Below are 16,243 nucleotides of genomic sequence, written 5' to 3' on the forward strand. Positions count from 1 at the left end.
CTTTTCACGACACTTCGACAGGAGAGGGTGCCCGGCCACGTGGTACGGTTTCTTCATAATATGGACGCAACTTCGAAATCCTTGACATCGCTGGTGGTTTCCTTGTACCGCAATCGCGGGCTCATTTTTCAGATGACCAAACGGGAGGTCATTGGCCGCTATCGAGGGTCGGTGTTCGGGCTCGCGTGGTCGTTCTTCAACCCGGTGCTGATGCTGGCGGTCTACACCTTCGTCTTTTCGTTCGTCTTCAAGTCGCGCTGGGGCGGGGCTGCCACCGCGCCGGTCGGTCATGGTGAATTCGCGATGATGCTCTTCGTCGGCATGACGGTGCACACGCTGTTCGCCGAATGCATCAACCGTGCGCCGCTGCTGGTGCTGCAGAACGCGAGCTACGTGAAGAAAGTAATCTTCCCGCTCGAGATCTTTCCTGTCATTGCGCTGTGCTCGGCGGTGTTCCATCTGTTCATCAGCATGCTGGTGCTGATCGCGGGCCTGCTGCTCGTGAGCGGATCGGTGCATCTTACGGTGCTGCTGTTTCCGCTCGTAGTGCTGCCGCTGTTTCTGCTGTCGCTCGGCCTGGGCTGGTTTCTGGCCGCAACGGGCGTCTACGTGCGCGACATCGCGCAGGCCACGGCGTTTCTTGCCTCCGTGCTGATGTTCCTGTCGCCGGTGTTCTATCCGATCTCCGCACTGCCGGAGAAATACCGCATCTGGTTGCAGCTCAATCCGTTGACCTTCTTCATCGAGGAGAGCCGGGCTGTGCTCGTCGGCGGCAGTCTGCCAGACTTCGCCACGCTTGGGCTGTATCTCGTCGCCAGCGTCGTGGTGGCCTGGCTGGGCTACTGGTGGTTCCAGTCCGCGCGCAGGGGGTTCGCCGATGTCATCTGACAATCTCGCAATCCGCGTTATTCACGTCGGCAAGAGCTATTCGATCTATGACCGGCCGCAGGATCGCCTGAAGCGCGCGATGTTCTACCGGCTCGGGCTGCTGCTGCCGGGCTTCAACGTGCGTGCGGTAGCGGCCGCGACCGAGTTTCACGCGCTCAAGGACGTGTCGCTCGACATCGCGCGCGGGCAGACGGTCGGCGTGATCGGGCGCAATGGCTCGGGCAAGTCCACCTTGCTACAGATCATCTGCGGTACGCTCGCGCCTTCGGCTGGCGACGTGCAGGTGCACGGCCGCGTTGCCGCGCTGCTCGAACTGGGCGCAGGCTTCAATCCCGAGTTCACCGGGCGTGAGAACGTCTACCTCAACGCCGCGCTGCTCGGGTTGAAGCGCAAGCAGATCGACGAGCGGCTCGAAGCCATCTTCGAGTTCGCCGATATCGGTGCGTTCGTCGATCAGCCGGTCAAGAAGTATTCGAGCGGAATGTACGTGCGGCTCGCGTTCGCGGTGCTCGCGCATGTCGATGCCGATGTGCTGATCATCGACGAGGCGCTCGCGGTGGGCGATGCTTTCTTCACGCAGAAGTGCATGCGCTTCTTGCGCACCTTCATGAAGACCGGCACGGTGCTGTTCGTGAGCCACGACACCAACGCGGTCATCAATCTTTGCGAGCGCGTTGTGTGGCTCGACAAGGGCAGCGTGCGGGCCGTCGGGCCCGCCAAGGAAATCTGCGAGCAGTATCTCGAAGCGTACTATCAGGCTCAGCACGAGGCTTCAGGCGCTGCGGTATCGGGGCAGCGCAACGCGGTGCTGAGCGGCTCGGTCGAGGTGGATCAGCATTATCACGATCAGCGCAGCGACCTGATCAACGGTTCGACGTGCCGCAACGACATCGAAGTGTTCACCTTCCAGGAAGATGCCAATGGTTTCGGCCTGGGCGGCGCGAAGATCACGCATGTGGGGCTGGTTGACGACGAAGGCCGGCGTCTGACCTGGGTGGTAGGCGGCGAGTCGGTGTGCGTCGAGGTGCGGGCGGAGACGCTGCAGCCGCTCGCGCGTCCAATCATCGGCTTCCTGGCGCGCGACCGCCTCGGCCAGAATCTGTTTGGGGAAAATACGTACATCACGACGCAGCTCACGCCGATGCACACCAGTGCGGGCACGACGCTGACGGCGCGCTTCCGCTTCCACATGCCGCGCATGCCAGTCGGGGATTATTCGATCACCGCCGCCGTTGCCGATGGGACGCAGGACGAGCACGTCGTCCATCACTGGGTACACGATGCGATCATCTTCAAGTCGCATTCGACGAGTGTGAGCACCGGCTTGCTGGGCTTGCCGATGCGTTCGGTTGAACTGGAAAGCGAATGACTCGCGCAGCGGCGCGCAGGCATGCGGCATGAGGGCGGCACGGGCCTGACCGCCCGGGACGAGCTCAGTAATATTGAAATGAGAGAGGGAAGCATGAGCGATCAGAACACACTGCGGCACTTTGCCGGCAAGCGCATTCTCGTGACGGGCGGCGCGGGTTTCATCGGCTGCGCGATCGCGGCACTCCTCGCGCCGGAGGCAGCGCGCTACGTGGTGATGGACAACCTGCATCCGCAGGTGCACAAGACGCAGACGCGTCCCGAGGCGCTGCACGAGCGCGCTGAGCTGATGGTCGGCGACGTCACCGTGCCCGCCGACTGGGACAGGGTATTTGCGCAGTTCCAGCCCGAGGTCATCGTACATCTGGCGGCGGAGACCGGCACCGGCCAGTCGCTGACCGAGGCGAGCCGGCACGGTCTCGTGAACGTGGTCGGCACCACGCAGATGACCGACGCCGTGGGCCGTCACAAGATCGCGATGCAACACGTGCTGCTGACCAGCAGTCGCGCCGTCTACGGCGAAGGCGCATGGCGCACGGCGGATCGCCAGATCACCTATCCGGGGCAGCGCGGCCACGTGCAACTCGAAGCGGCGCAGTGGGATTTCCCCGGCTCGGTGTCGCTGCCGTCGAGCGTCGCGAACACAATCCCGCATCCTACCAGCGTGTACGGCGCGACCAAGCTGGCGCAGGAGCATATCCTTGCGGCATGGTCCCTGTCGATGAAGGTGCCGCTCTCGATCCTGCGTCTGCAGAACGTCTACGGCCCGGGCCAGTCGCTCACCAACTCGTACACGGGCATCGTCGCGCTGTTCTCGCGGCTCGCGCGCGAGAAGAAGTCCATTCCGCTTTATGAGGACGGCGATGTCACGCGCGATTTTGTGTCGATCCGCGATGTCGCCTCCGCGATCGTCGCGGCACTGGCGGCGCCGCCGGCGGCCAGCCAGTATTTCGATGTCGGCTCGGGTGTCGCGACCTCCATTCACACGCTCGCCTCGCTGATCGCCGATTATTACGGCGCGCCGGCGCCGCAGGTGAACGGCCAGTTCCGCGATGGCGACGTCCGCCACGCCGCCTGCGACCTGTCGAGCACGCTCGCCAGCCTGCGCTGGACGCCGCAGGTCAAGCTCGACGCGGGCCTCGCGGAATTGCAGGACTGGATCGCCAGTGAAGAAAACAAACAGGCTTAGGAGCGCGGCTTGACCCAACACGACACCCAACTAAAAGGCGCGGTCTCGCTGCGCATCCAGTCGATTCTCTACGGGAACACGCAGCAGCACGTCGATCAATCGCTCGCGAGCCTCGGGCGCGCCGTGGAACTGGCGATTTCGTCGGGCGCGTTGTCGAAAGTACAGATGGCGTTCGGCGATTGTTCGCCCGACCCCGTTTTCACCGACGAGGAGATCGAGGAGCGCCGTAAGCGCTTCGAGGCGCAAGGTCTCGGCGACATTCAATACGAGTTTTATGACAAGAATCTGGGCTCGGCCGCCGGTCACAACCGTTTGCTCGAAGACCTCGATTCCGAACTCGTGCTGATCCTGAATCCGGATACGATCGTCGCGCCCGACCTTTTCATCGAACTGGTCAAGCCGATGCGCGAGCGTCAGCGCGTGGCCGTGGTCGAAGCGCGTCAGGTTCCGATCGAGCATCCGAAGGACTACAGCGTCGCGAGCGGCGAGACGGGTTGGGTAACGACGGCGTGCGCGCTGGTGACGGCCGCCGTCGCCAGGGAAGTGAATGGTTTCGACTCTGAGTCGTTCTTCCTCTATTGCGACGACGTCGACTTCTCTTGGCGCATCCGGCTCGCCGGCTACAGACTGGTGTTCCAGCCGTCGGCGGTCATCTTCCACGACAAGCGCCTGTCTCAGGAAGGCAAGTGGATCGTGGGCGCGGCGGAAGAGTACTTCTCGGCCGAAGCCGCGATGATGCTGAGCTACAAGTACTCGCGCGCGGATCTCGCCGATCGCATCGAGCGGCAGTTGCTCGACGCCGGCAGCGAATCGGAAAAGAAAGCGGCGCGCAAATTCCAGTCGCTGAAAGAGAGCGGCAAGTTGCCGGTGCAGATCGATGCGGATCACAAGGTCGCGCAGTTCATCGATGGCTTCTACAGCAAACATAGATTCTGACCGGACGACATGAGTAACGCATACGACCATCCTTACGAGTCCGGCACCGTCTATAGTCGCGTGGTCGAGCTTCTGCACGTGCATGCCGGCACCGGCGGCGTTCATCTCGATATCGGCTGCGGATACGGCCCGATCGCCGAACCGGTGCGCGAAACGGGGTTGACCTATGTCGGCCTCGATCTCGACGTCACCCGTCTGCAAGCGCTCGACGAGCGCGGCTTCGAGACCCACGCGATCGATCTGTCGGATGAGCACGCGGCCATTGCGACCCTGCGCACCGCGCTGGGCGACCGCAAGCTCGCATCAATCAGCATGATCGACACGCTCGAGCACATCACCAACGGACCGCAGTTTCTGAACGCGCTTCGCGACTTCGCAGAGAACCGCGCGGCGCTGTTCGTGCTCGCGGTGCCGAACGTCGCACACCGCGATCTCGGCGCGAAGCTCCTGGCCGGCCGCTGGGACTACACCGTAGAAGGACTGCTGGACCACACGCACGTCATCCACCACACCGACCGTCTGCTAAACGCAATGATGTCGAGTGCGGGCTGGACGGAAGTGGCGCGCGCGGACTTCCACCGTCAGCGCAGCGACCAGTATTTCCCGAGGTTCGATCCGCTCGTCTCGGACGCCACGCCGCTGAACCGTTATCTTGGCCAGATTCGCGAGGCTGCCGACGATTTCTCGTCGATCAACGAACTGGTGCGCGCGTATCTGCCGGGCCCGCGCAAGGCGGCGCCGCTTGTCGTCGAACCCGCCGAGGAGCGTCCGTTCCTCTCCATCGTGATGCGCACGCAAGGGCGTCGGCTCGCGAGCTTCCGCGATCTGCTGCTGGCGCTCACGGCGCAGACGTCGCAGGACTTCGAGCTGATCGTGATTCCGCACAGGGTGGAATTCGAGTTGCAGAAGCGCATCGAGCGCATCGTCGAGGACATGCCCGAAGTCATTCGCAACCGCTCGCGCGTCGTGCCGTGCGATCGCGGCGGCCGTACCACGCCGCTCAATTTCGGCTTCGAGTTGGCGCGAGGTCACTACATCACGATTCTCGACGACGACGAAATGATCTTCGCCCACTGGGTGGAGACGTTCCAGAAAATGGCCGAGAAGTCGCCGGGCCGCATGCTGCGTACGGTGGCGGCGGAGCAGAACATCGCCGAGACGGCGGACACCGCAGCGGGCGGCAAGGGTTACGCGGTAGTGGGCGCGATCCGTCATCCGTTCCCGGCGAAGTATGACTTCTACGCGCATCTGCATCAGAATTACTCGCCGCCTGTGGCGATGTCGTTTCCGCGAGCGGTGTTCCACGAGTTGGGCTTGCGCTTCGACGAGTCGCTCAATACCGCTGAGGACTGGGATTTCGAACTGCGCTGCCTGTTCATGTGCGGCGTCGAGGCGTCGCCCGAGATCACCTGCATCTATCACAAGTGGAAGAAGGGTGAGTCGTCGTATTCGATCCATTCGCAAAGCGAGTGGGAGCGCGACTATCAGATGATCCTGGCCAAGATCGACCAGCAATATCACGTGTTCCCGCCCGGCACGATCAAGCTCATCAACGATCAGCGCAAGTGGATCATCAAGCTCGAGAACGACATCGCGTACATGAGCCGCACGAAGTCCGCGAAGCACTCGGTGCTCGAGTTCCTGCATCGTCATCCGGCGTTGCTGACGTTCGCGTCGCGCTCGAACAAGGTGGCGCGGCAGATCGGGCGACGCATCGTGAGGCGCTTGCGTTGAGTGTGACGGCGATCGATCCTGCGCTCGAGGGCTCGCTCGCTGACGCGTGGCTGGCCACAGGGCAGGCGGTAGACATCTCGCTGGTCGTCTACCGCAACACGGTAGAGGAGGTCGAGCGCCTGCTCGACAGCATCGCGCGGCAGACGATCGCCGCGCGGCTCTTATCGCATGTGCGCATCCGCAATAACGACCGCGCGCTTGCGGAGCAATGGGAGACGCTGGCCATGCGGCGCAACGCGTCGCCGTCGAGCGGCGTCTCCGTTTCGGTGACGCACTCCGACGAGAATCTCGGCTTCGGCCGCGCGCACAACGCGAACATCGCGCTTAGCGACGCGCCCTTTGTGCTAGTGCTCAACCCGGATCTCGAACTGTTCCCGGACGCGCTCGAGGAGTTGCTCGCCGAAGTCGAGTCGAACACGAAGGTCGCCGCGTGGGAAATGCGGCAGACCCCCTTTGAGCATCCGAAAGACTACGATCCTTCCTTGCTGACGACGAGTTGGGTCAGCGGTGCGGCGGTATTGTTCCGGCGCGATGCGTTCGACGCAGTCGGCGGTTTCGACGAGCGAATCTTTTTATACGGCGAGGACGTTGATCTCTCTTGGCGGCTGCGCGCGAGTGGCTACGCGCTCAAATACGTGCCGCGCGCCGCCGTCGTGCATTGGACCTACGCGACAGGCGGCGAAGTGAAGCCCGCGCAGATTTTCAACGGCATCTATGCGTCGCTATGTTTGCGTGCGCGTTTCGGCACCTGGCGGGATATCGCCGCTGGTCTCGGGCTGTCGCTGGTCGAACTGAGCGGCATCCGCAAGCTGCCGCGCGGCCGCCGAGCGACGCTCGATAGCCTGAGGCGTTTCGCGCGATCACTGAACTACTTCCGGTCCAGCGGCGCGACATGGCGCGAACGCGGCTTTCGCGGCGAATTCCTGCTGTGGAACTATGGCCGCCGCCGCCTCGGCACGTTTCATCGGTTCGCCACTGCGCCGCTCGCGAAGGACGCGTGGCCGCTCGTCAGCGTAATCGTGCGCACGCACGCGCGCGCGGACCTGTTGCGTTACGCACTGCTTTCCATCGCGCACCAGACATACCCGAACATCGAGGCCGTGGTAGTGGAGGATGGGGCGCCCACTGCGCAGGCGATGATCGAAGCCGAATTCACCCCGCGCCTGGCGATCCGCTACGAGGCCACCGGCGAGCCGGTCGGACGCAGCGCGGCCGGCAATCGCGCGCTGGCGATGGCGCGCGGCGCGTGGTTGTGTTTCCTCGACGACGACGACCAACTCTACGCGGATCACATCGAGGTGCTGATGACGGCGGCGGCCGAACACGGCGTCAATGCCGCGTACGGTGCCGCGGACTTCGTGCCGTCGACCGTGCGCCACGACGCGCAGGGCCATCTTGTGATCGAGGAGGGCGAGCCGTACACGCACTTCCGGCCGTTTTCGCAGATCGCGATGTGGCAGGAGAACCTAGTCACGATCCAGTCGGTCGTCTTCAAGCGCGAGCTCTACGAGCGTCACGGCGGCTTCGACGAATCGATGGACCAACTCGAGGACTGGCTGCTATGGACGCGTTACGCGCTCGACGGAGATTTCCACGCGGTGCGCAAGACCACGTCACGAGCGCGCGTGCCGCAATCGCACGGACTCGCGGCGACGCGCCAGCACAAGCTGCATCAGAGCTACGAGCGCGCGGTCGAAAAGCAGAAGTCGATGCGCATAACCTTGTCGCCGCGCGATGTCGTGGCGATGGTGGACGAGCAGGCGCGTTCCCAATCGCTGCTTTATATTTCCCGGCGCAGCGCAAGGCGCTTTGCGGCGAAATATCCAATTTTGACGCGCGTATTCGGATCGCAATCTAGGCTTTCATTCGTGCTGCGAACGGTTTCAAGAAGGTTGCATCAATTACGTCAGAAGTAGCGCCATATTGCGCGCCACCTGATGTAGGCGAGGGGACGGTGGATAAAAGATACGGGCGCGAGCGACGCCTCGCTGCAAACACAGACAAGTGAGGTATTGTGAGATATTTCGTTCATATTCCCAAGACGGCCGGGACATCGTTGGGCGCGGCGGTTTTTGGCGCACGATCTGTCACATGTTCTGTCTATCCAATTTATTCTGGGTTGAATAAGCGAATAGCTGATGAGGCGCGTCCCGGCTTGACAAGTGAGTCCCTCTTGTTCGGACATTTCGCGTTTGGGGCGCATGTTCTATTTGGTGATGAGAATCCACTGTATGCTACTGTCATGCGCGATCCGCTGGAGCGAGTGGTTTCTCTTTACCGTCATCACGCCAGGTTTACTAATTCTCCCTATTTTAAATTTATAAAAGATGGAAATCTTTCTTTGCGAGATTTTGTGGAGTCGTGCGTAACGCCAGAAACCAATAATGAAATGGTCAGAATTTTCTCGGCAAGCTATCGTTACTTCCCGCTCCTGGAGGATAGATTGGCAAATTATCGGTGGAGTGTTACAAAGAAATTGCCGACTAGACAGATTAATGAGGGGTTTCGGTTGAAGTGTGCTTTGGAGAATCTCGATAAATATTTTTCACATATTGGCTTTGTGGATAGCCTCTCGAAGACTGCCAATTTTGTTGCGGAATGGTTAGGGTTGGGGCAGGATGGCTTGGTAGTCGCTAGAGAGAACGTGTTCGCTGGTCCCCGTGAGGTGCTTTCAGCGGGGGACCGCCGGGTAATTGAAAATGCCAACGAACTCGATCTGGAGCTTTATAGTTTAATGAGGCAAAAGAGGGACGTCTAATCAGTTTGCATAGACTCTCCTGTGGCGAAGCGCGGCCTGTTCCATTTGCGCGGTAACATGAGCGCCGCGTCTTCGGAGCAAATATCCGCTGACGAGGGCCGCGGGCGGTACTTGTCGAACCACGCGGCGTCAGGCAGATTTTTTTGCCTGGTCGCCGCTTTCTCTTTTCATTCCGATTCGCCGAGCCGTCTCCGCTGTATGAATATGATGAATCAAGGCCCCGTTCCAGAAGGCGCGCGCGCGCTGGACACGGCGCCGCTGTTGAGCGTGTCGATCGTGGTCTATCGACCGGATCTGGCGATGCTCGATCGCACGCTGGAGACGCTTGCGGCTGCTCTCCGCCGCTTGCTGCTCTCGGAGAAAACGCCGCTCTATCTCATCGATAACGGCGCGCCGGAACAAGCGGCGCCAGTTCCCGCTGCCGCGCGACGCGAACCGTTCGAGCTACACGAGATTCGCGGCCACGGCAACGTCGGCTACGGACGCGGCCACAATCTCGCGCTCGAACAGATGCGCAGCCGTTATCACCTGGTGCTGAATCCCGATATCGAACTGGACGAGAACGCGCTGCGCGAGGCGCTGGACTTTCTCGAAGCGCATCGCGAGGCGGGCCTGCTCACGCCGCTGATTCGCAACGAGAACGGCGAACAGGCGTTCCTGTGCCGGCGCTTCCCGTCGGTGCTGGATCTGTTCGTGCGCGGCTTTTTGCCCGTGCCGCTGCGGCGTCCGTTCGCGCGGCGGCTGGACCACTACGAGATGCGCGACGTGATGGACGCGAGGCGCGTGTTCTGGGATCCGCCCATCGTCAGCGGCTGCTTCATGCTGTTTCGCACCGACACGCTCAAGCGCCTCGACGGCTTCGACCCGCGCTACTTCCTCTACTTCGAGGACTACGACCTCAGTCTGCGCACTCGCAAGCTCGCGCGCGTCGTGTTCGTGCCGGGTGTCGAAGTAGTCCACCACGGTGGCGGCGCGGCGAAGAAGGGACGGAAGCACATCATGCTGTTCGCACATTCGGCCTGGACCTTCTTCCGGCGCTTTGGCTGGAAGTGGTTGTGACGTGCGACCTCAGGGCGTCGCCAGAGCAGTCGCGGCGGCGCGGCGCTTCTTCGGCTTGAGCAGGAGGAATTTCTTCTCGATCAGATGCCACGAGATCACGGAGAGCACCAGCGTCGGTACTACCGAGATGAGGAAATTGACGTATGGTCGCCCGCCAGTGTTGAACAGATACGAGACGTTCTGCTGAACGACGAAGCCATAGATATAGACGCCATACGAGAAGTCGCCGAAGCGCCCGGCCCATCCGAATACTGCCGGTTTGGCGAGCGAAAACGACAGGATCGCGTAGGGCAGCACGAGATAGAGTCCGACCTCGTAGGTGATCGTGCCGTGGGGAATCGCAGCCAGCATCAGCACCGCGAGCAGGGCGGCCTGCAGGTTGTAGGCCTTCTGTGGCGCCAGAATGCGCCAGCTCGCGCCGAGGAAGAAGTACGGCGCGGCATCGAGGGCCGACACCACATCGGTCGCGTAAAAAACGATCTGGTGGGCGGGGCGGGCGAAGCGCACCAGATACAATCCCGCCGCGCACAGGATGGCCGTCGCGATGAGAATGCGCACTTTCTCGCCGCGACCCCACAGGACGACGAATGGGCAGAGGAGGTACATCGAGAACTCGACCGGCAGGGTCCATAGCGAGCCGTTGACGGCATTCGGATAGGTGATCTTGTCGAAGACGCCCGGCAACGCGTATGACGGGTACAGTACGATGTTTCCCAAATAGCGGCGCGTCCACTCGTTCGCAAAGAATTCCTTGAGCGGCAGCCACGTAACGAGCGGCCCGAGCACGAACGCGCTGAGCACGACGCAGACGAACAGGCCCGGGAAAATGCGCAGGCAGCGGCGCCACAGATAGCGATAGGGCGAGGGATCGCGGCGCCAGCTCTCGATCACGAGATAACCGCTGATCACGAAGAACACCTTGACTGCGAGCGTCTGCACTTCGTTGCCGAGAATGTTCGGACTTGCCACACCGCTGAGCGGAAACGCATGGCCGTACACAACGATCAACGCCGCGATGAGGCGGATGGCATCGAAGTTGTCGCGCGGATGGGCAAGCTGGCGAGACGCGTCGGAACTCGTGGCGGGCTTCAGATTCTGCATGGGGCGGGCAACGGGGGCCGGGATTGAAAACAAGGGATCGTAAATGATACTACACAAGGATTTTTGCAGGTCCGCCTCCAACGTGGCGGCGCGGTGTATCCGGAGCGCTGAGGCATGACCTCGCGCATCGTCATCACCGGCGCCAACGGCTTCGTCGGGCGCGCGCTCACGCGTACCCTGCGTGATGCCGGCATGCAGCCGGTCGGCATCGTGCGCGATGGCGCGACGCTCGAGCGGGGCGACGAGACGGTGCGCATCGCATCGCTCGACGCGATTACGCCCGATGCCTTCGCCCGCGCCGATTCAGTGATCCATCTCGCGGCCCGCGTCCACGTGATGCGCGACGCTGCCACCGATCCGCTTGCTGCCTTCCGCGCCACAAACGTCGACGGCACGCTGAAAGTCGCCGAAGCCGCGATGCGCGCCGGAGTGAAGCGCTTCGTCTTCGTGAGCAGCATCAAGGCGCTCGCGGAGCTCGACTCTGGCCGGCCACTCTATGAAACCGACGAGCGTCATCCGCCCGATCCTTACGGCGTATCGAAAGCGGAAGCCGAAGTGATGCTGCAAGACTATGGCGCACCCGCGGGCCTGGAGATCGTGGTGATTCGTCCGCCGCTCGTCTACGGACCGGAGGTCCGTGCAAACTTCTTTGCATTGATGCATGCGATTGCCAGAGGCATGCCGCTGCCGATCGGCGCGGTCGCTGCGCGTCGGAGCATGGTCTACGTGGACAATCTTGTGAGCGCGCTCGTCGCCTGCGCGACGCATCCGGGTGCCGCAAACCAACTGTTTCACGTGACTGATGGCGAAGACGCGAGCGTCGCGGAACTGGCGCGCCGTCTCGGTCAGCATCTGAAGCGACCGGCGCGGCTTGTACCCGTGCCGCCCGGCGTGCTGAAGATGGCGGGGCGGCTGACGGGAAAAACCGCCCAGATCGATCGACTGACGGGCAGCCTGCGCGTCGATTCGAGCCATATCCGCGATGTGCTGGGCTGGTCGCCCCCGTTTTCACTGGACGCAGGGCTGGCTGCCACGGCCGCGTGGTATCTGGCGTCACGACCCGCCGCCTCGGGGCGCACGGATTAATGTTCCGCCCGGTCGGGCGAATTAACATCCAGTAACAACCGATAAGTCCCCGTAACGCGCGAACGAGCGTTAAGCCAGCAATATCTCAGTCTCGACAATTGCGCTACCTTTACTGCATCAATATTTGGGATGATCCACCCGGTGTTCCCTTTCTTTATCGATTCGCCATGGATCTCGGCCGCGTGCGTCGCGGCGGTTTCGCTCGCGGCCTGTGCGTTGATTCTCCTGACGTTGCTGCGGACCGGCCTCGCATGGCGTCTCGCGACCGATGTGCCAAACGAACGTTCGCTACACACGCTTCCAACGCCACGTGTGGGCGGCTGGGGCATCATCCCTGTGAGCGTGCTCGCGATGCTGATCGCTACGCCAACCATCTGGCTCGCGGCGGTGCTCGCGGCGGCGCTTGCGGCTGTCTCCCAGATCGACGACCGGCGTGGCTTGCCCGCGCGGGTCAGGTTCGCGGCGCACTTCGCCGCGGTGGCGGTCTTCGTCTGGGCGCACCCGGCGCCGGCGCCGCTTTGGCTGCTGGCGGGCCTGTCATTTTTACTGCTCTGGCTGGTCAATCTTTACAATTTTATGGACGGTGCGGACGGTCTCGCTGGCGGCATGTCGCTATTCGGCTTCGCTGGCTACGCGCTCGGGGCCGCAATTTCCGGGCATCCCTCGCCGGAACTCACCTTGGCTTCGGGCTCGGTGGCGGGGGCGGCGGCGGGTTTCCTGATCTTCAACTTTCACCCGGCCAAAATCTTCCTCGGTGACGCCGGGTCGATTCCGCTCGGCTTTCTGGCGGGCGCTTTCGGCTATTGGGGCTGGAGCAACGGTGTGTGGCCGATCTGGTTCCCCGCACTGGTGTTTTCGCCGTTTATCGGCGACGCCTCGGTGACGCTCCTGCGGCGGCTCCTGCGTGGTGAAAAAATCTGGCAGGCGCACCGCGAACATTACTACCAGCGCATGGTCCAGTACGGGCTCGGCCATTCCAAGACAGCCCTCCTATGGTATGCAGTAATGGTGGCTGGTATAGTACTTGCTGTCGGTTTGCTTGGCTGGCCTTCAACCCTTCAATGGTGTAGCGTTGGTGCTTGGGCGATCGTGCTGATATTGATGGGTATCGGAGTCGATTCACGTTGGCGTCGATTCCGGATAGCAAATTCCGAACAACCTGAGGTGTGACGCCGATGTTTCGACACAAAGCCTCATGGCTATCGTTTAGCGCCTTCGTCTTCGACCTCTGCGCAGTCGCAGGCGCCTGGCTCACAGCGTACTTGATCCGCTTCAATGGCTTCGTTCCAGTCGAGTTCTGGTCCGGCGCCGTCCGAACACTCGTCTGGGCCCTTCCTGTCTACGGTCTGATGTTCCGCATCTTCGGTCTTTACCGGGGCATGTGGGTGTTCGCGAGCTTGCCGGACCTGATGCGCATCGCGAAGGCCGTGCTTACCGGTGCCTTTGCGATGATTATGGTGGCCGTGATGGCGCAGCCGTATCCGATCATTCCGCGCTCGGTGCTCGTTGTTTCCCCGCTCCTGCTGTTTCTTGCCATGGGCGGCTCCCGCGCACTCTACCGTGCGTCCAAGGAGTTTTATCTCTACGGCGGGCTGGTCGGGCAGGGCAAACCTGTCGTGGTACTCGGCGCGGGCAACGCCGGCGCCAATCTGGCCCGTGAACTGTCGCGTTCGAGCGAGTGGCGGCTGGTCGGTCTGCTCGATGACGACCCGGCCAAGCAAGGCCGCGAAATCTACGGCTACAAGGTCTGGGGGCCGATTAGCGACCTGCAGCACTGGGCCTCGGACATGAAGGTCGAACATGCGATCATCGCGATCCCGTCGGCGTCGGTGGATGCACAACGGCGTGTGGCCACGCTCTGTGTTCGGGCCGGCGTCCGTGCGATGGTGTTGCCCGCACTGACCACGCTCACACAAGGCGAGGCGTTTCTGTCGCGTGTGCGTCAGATCGACTTGGAAGACTTGCTGGGACGTGAGCCGGTGCGCATTGACATGCCGCACGTCGAAGCGCTGTTGAGCGGCCGCGTTGTGATGGTCACCGGCGCGGGCGGCTCGATCGGTTCGGAGCTCTGCCGTCAGATCCTGCGCTTCGAACCGGCCCAGTTGATCGCGTTCGATCTGTCCGAATATGCTATGTACCGGCTCACTGAAGAACTGCATGAGCGCTTTCCGAAGCTCTCCGTGGTTCCGGTGATCGGCGATGCAAAAGACTCCTTGCTGCTCGACCAAGTGCTGTCTCGCTACACGCCACACATTCTGTTTCACGCGGCGGCTTACAAGCATGTGCCTCTGATGGAGGAACTCAACGCGTGGCAGGCTGTGCGCAACAACGTGTTGGGCACGTACCGCGTCGCGCGCGCCGCGATTCGCCACGACGTGAAGCACTTCGTGCTGATTTCCACCGACAAGGCGGTGAATCCGACCAACGTGATGGGCGCGAGCAAGCGCCTCGCGGAGATGGCCTGTCAAGCATTGCAGCAGACCAGTATGCGCACGCAGTTCGAGACCGTGCGATTTGGCAATGTGCTGGGCAGTGCCGGCAGCGTGATTCCGAAGTTTCAACAGCAGATTGCGAAGGGCGGCCCGGTCACAGTCACACATCCGGAGATTACGCGTTTCTTCATGACGATCCCTGAGGCGTCGCAACTCGTGCTGCAAGCGTCGAGCATGGGACATGGTGGCGAGATTTTCATCCTCGACATGGGCGAACCAGTCAAGATCGTCGATCTGGCGCGTGACCTGATCCGCCTGTACGGCTTTAGCGAAGAACATATTCGCATCGTGTTCACTGGCTTGCGTCCCGGCGAGAAGCTCTACGAGGAGTTGCTGGCCGACGATGAAGCGACCACGCGAACGCCTCATCCAAAGTTGCGTATCGCGCAGGCGCGTGAAGCGCCCGACAATCTCCTCGATGAACTGCTTCCCTGGCTGATGCAGCATCGTGTCCCGAGCGACCAGGAGGTCCGGCGCGATCTGCGGCGCTGGGTGCCGGAATACCAGCCGGCGGCCGCACCGGCGTTGCGCAGCGTGGCGCCAGTGACGCGGGCTTCCTGAGCACCGAAGGTTTTGAGGAGGTTGCCTAGTGTTGCCTTTCGCCGTAAAGGAGCCGGGTGATTTCGGCGTAATGGCGCCAGTGAAAGGCGCCTGATTTGGGGCTCGAATGGGGATCAAGAATCCTTGTTTTTGCCTCCTTTCGCAAGCGCTGATTTGTTGCTCTCGGGCATCGGGCGCGGAACGCGGTAGCTCTCGCCGCCGTCGAGCACGACGCGGTACGCGGCATGTCGCAGGCGATCAAGCGTTGCGGCGCCGAGCATCTTGTTGGTCGCGAACGCGTCCCCCCATTCCGTAAAATCAAGATTGCTGGTCAGGACGGTCGATGTACGTTCGTACCGTTCGGCGATCAGATCGTGGAAGTCTTCATCTTCGGGCGTGCGCATGGGTTTCAGTCCGAAATCGTCCAGTAATGTTGAGCTCAACATTAATTGATGATTGGGGAATGGCTCCCCTCGACACGATGGTCCGAAACGATCTGCTCGAGATGATCGATGACCGCTCGGCGGGAAAGGCGACCATCATCACCAGCCAGTTACCGATTGAGCACTGGCATGGATGGATCGGCGACGAGACCATCGCCGACGCAATGCTCGACCGTCTCATGCAGCGTCATCACCGGATCACGCTCACCGGTGAATCCCTCAGAAAGGCATCCCCAAAACCCAGCGTCCTGGAGCCCGAACTCGACCAGGACTAACGGGAAAATCTACAATCAACACCGCGCAACGCCCAACCCCGCCGAATCGGTCACGTTCCCGAAATCGGCGGTCACGTTCGCCGAAATACGCACTCCATTGCGCAGGGCAAAACCCGCTCTCCGACACCTGCGCGCGATACTCGGCGAATACAACTGCCCGGTTGAATGCATTGCCATATTCGCTGCCTCGCATTGCGTGCTTGACCCGACGTTGCCGGAAACAATCATGCAAGCCGCCGAGCTGCACCATTTTATGCGCACGCGGTTGAACCGCTTCCGCGACTGTCATCCCCGATATCTCGATTCGGACAGAATCGCCGCACATTTGCAGTGGCGATGTGCGGATTGGGGCAAGAGCTGACGCAGGCAAACAG

The 16,243-nt window shown here is 61.8% G+C and carries 12 protein-coding genes and 2 pseudogenes; 12 read left to right on the plus strand and 2 right to left on the minus strand.

Translation table 11 applies throughout. The features are described 5' to 3' along the window. The first annotated feature begins 60 nt into the window (after window positions 1-60). From BUE39_RS24935 to BUE39_RS24970, 8 genes are all read left to right on the plus strand, one after another. Window positions 61-888, plus strand: a complete 828-nt coding sequence (locus tag BUE39_RS24935) for an ABC transporter permease (protein ID WP_073431391.1) — start codon at window positions 61-63, stop codon at window positions 886-888. Beyond that, window positions 878-2,257, plus strand: a complete 1,380-nt coding sequence (locus tag BUE39_RS24940) for an ABC transporter ATP-binding protein (protein WP_073431392.1) — start codon at window positions 878-880, stop codon at window positions 2,255-2,257. Before BUE39_RS24935 ends, BUE39_RS24940 begins: the two co-directional genes overlap by 11 nt. Before the next feature lie 93 nt (window positions 2,258-2,350). Further along, window positions 2,351-3,445: an NAD-dependent epimerase/dehydratase family protein gene (locus tag BUE39_RS24945; RefSeq protein WP_073431393.1), complete on the plus strand. Its 1,095-nt coding sequence runs from the start codon at window positions 2,351-2,353 to the stop codon at window positions 3,443-3,445. A 9-nt stretch (window positions 3,446-3,454) separates the two neighbouring features. Then, window positions 3,455-4,381 (plus strand): glycosyltransferase family 2 protein, encoded by a 927-nt coding sequence (locus BUE39_RS24950; RefSeq protein ID WP_090518825.1) that lies wholly within the window; start codon window positions 3,455-3,457, stop codon window positions 4,379-4,381. Between the two features lie 9 nt (window positions 4,382-4,390). Further along, entirely contained in the window at window positions 4,391-6,115 is a 1,725-nt protein-coding gene (locus BUE39_RS24955; RefSeq protein ID WP_073431394.1) for a methyltransferase domain-containing protein, read from the plus strand. Between the two features lie 2 nt (window positions 6,116-6,117). Beyond that, entirely contained in the window at window positions 6,118-8,031 is a 1,914-nt protein-coding gene (locus tag BUE39_RS24960) for a glycosyltransferase family 2 protein (RefSeq protein ID WP_235004951.1), read from the plus strand. A 257-nt stretch (window positions 8,032-8,288) separates the two neighbouring features. Then, window positions 8,289-8,873: a hypothetical protein gene (locus BUE39_RS34450; RefSeq protein WP_235004935.1), complete on the plus strand. Its 585-nt coding sequence runs from the start codon at window positions 8,289-8,291 to the stop codon at window positions 8,871-8,873. Window positions 8,874-9,080: 207 nt separating this feature from the next. Further along, a complete protein-coding gene (locus BUE39_RS24970; RefSeq protein WP_090518827.1) occupies window positions 9,081-9,932 on the plus strand; it encodes a glycosyltransferase in 852 nt (283 codons plus the stop codon). Between the two features lie 9 nt (window positions 9,933-9,941). Here the strand turns inward: BUE39_RS24970 and BUE39_RS24975 are convergent, their stop codons facing one another. Further along, entirely contained in the window at window positions 9,942-11,033 is a 1,092-nt protein-coding gene (locus BUE39_RS24975) for an acyltransferase family protein (protein ID WP_073431396.1), read from the minus strand. Window positions 11,034-11,147: 114 nt separating this feature from the next. Between BUE39_RS24975 and BUE39_RS24980 the strand changes: the two genes are divergently transcribed. The 3 genes from BUE39_RS24980 (at window position 11,148) to BUE39_RS24990 (ending at window position 15,172) form a co-directional block, all read left to right on the plus strand. Continuing rightward, on the plus strand, window positions 11,148-12,119 hold the full coding sequence (locus BUE39_RS24980) for a UDP-glucose 4-epimerase family protein (RefSeq protein ID WP_073431397.1): 972 nt from the start codon (window positions 11,148-11,150) through the stop codon (window positions 12,117-12,119). 129 nt (window positions 12,120-12,248) lie between these two features. Beyond that, complete coding sequence (locus BUE39_RS24985) at window positions 12,249-13,289, plus strand: MraY family glycosyltransferase (protein WP_073431398.1); 1,041 nt, start codon at window positions 12,249-12,251, stop codon at window positions 13,287-13,289. A 5-nt stretch (window positions 13,290-13,294) separates the two neighbouring features. Next, window positions 13,295-15,172, plus strand: a complete 1,878-nt coding sequence (locus tag BUE39_RS24990; RefSeq protein ID WP_073431410.1) for a polysaccharide biosynthesis protein — start codon at window positions 13,295-13,297, stop codon at window positions 15,170-15,172. A 113-nt stretch (window positions 15,173-15,285) separates the two neighbouring features. On the opposite strand, the pseudogene BUE39_RS24995 reads toward BUE39_RS24990, so the two are convergent. Further along, a pseudogene (locus BUE39_RS24995) lies at window positions 15,286-15,582 on the minus strand (ATP-binding protein); the annotation flags it as partial. Window positions 15,583-15,596: 14 nt separating this feature from the next. Here BUE39_RS24995 and BUE39_RS25000 point away from each other — a divergent pair. After that, window positions 15,597-15,869 (plus strand): annotated as a pseudogene (locus BUE39_RS25000) (ATP-binding protein); the annotation flags it as partial. Window positions 15,870-16,243 lie beyond the last annotated feature (374 nt).

This window comes from Paraburkholderia terricola (assembly GCF_900142195.1).
Lineage (GTDB): Bacteria > Pseudomonadota > Gammaproteobacteria > Burkholderiales > Burkholderiaceae > Paraburkholderia > Paraburkholderia terricola.

Bases quoted from the DNA above. Each gene is read 5' to 3' on its own strand.
- BUE39_RS24935 (WP_073431391.1), top strand. From the start codon at position 61: ATGGACGCAACTTCGAAATCCTTGACATCGCTGGTGGTTTCCTTGTAC.
- BUE39_RS24940 (WP_073431392.1), top strand. From the start codon at position 878: ATGTCATCTGACAATCTCGCAATCCGCGTTATTCACGTCGGCAAGAGC.
- BUE39_RS24945 (WP_073431393.1), top strand. From the start codon at position 2,351: ATGAGCGATCAGAACACACTGCGGCACTTTGCCGGCAAGCGCATTCTC.
- BUE39_RS24955 (WP_073431394.1), top strand. From the start codon at position 4,391: ATGAGTAACGCATACGACCATCCTTACGAGTCCGGCACCGTCTATAGT.
- BUE39_RS24970 (WP_090518827.1), top strand. From the start codon at position 9,081: ATGAATCAAGGCCCCGTTCCAGAAGGCGCGCGCGCGCTGGACACGGCG.
- BUE39_RS24975 (WP_073431396.1), bottom strand. From the start codon at position 11,033: ATGCAGAATCTGAAGCCCGCCACGAGTTCCGACGCGTCTCGCCAGCTT.
- BUE39_RS24980 (WP_073431397.1), top strand. From the start codon at position 11,148: ATGACCTCGCGCATCGTCATCACCGGCGCCAACGGCTTCGTCGGGCGC.
- BUE39_RS24985 (WP_073431398.1), top strand. From the start codon at position 12,249: ATGATCCACCCGGTGTTCCCTTTCTTTATCGATTCGCCATGGATCTCG.
- BUE39_RS24990 (WP_073431410.1), top strand. From the start codon at position 13,295: ATGTTTCGACACAAAGCCTCATGGCTATCGTTTAGCGCCTTCGTCTTC.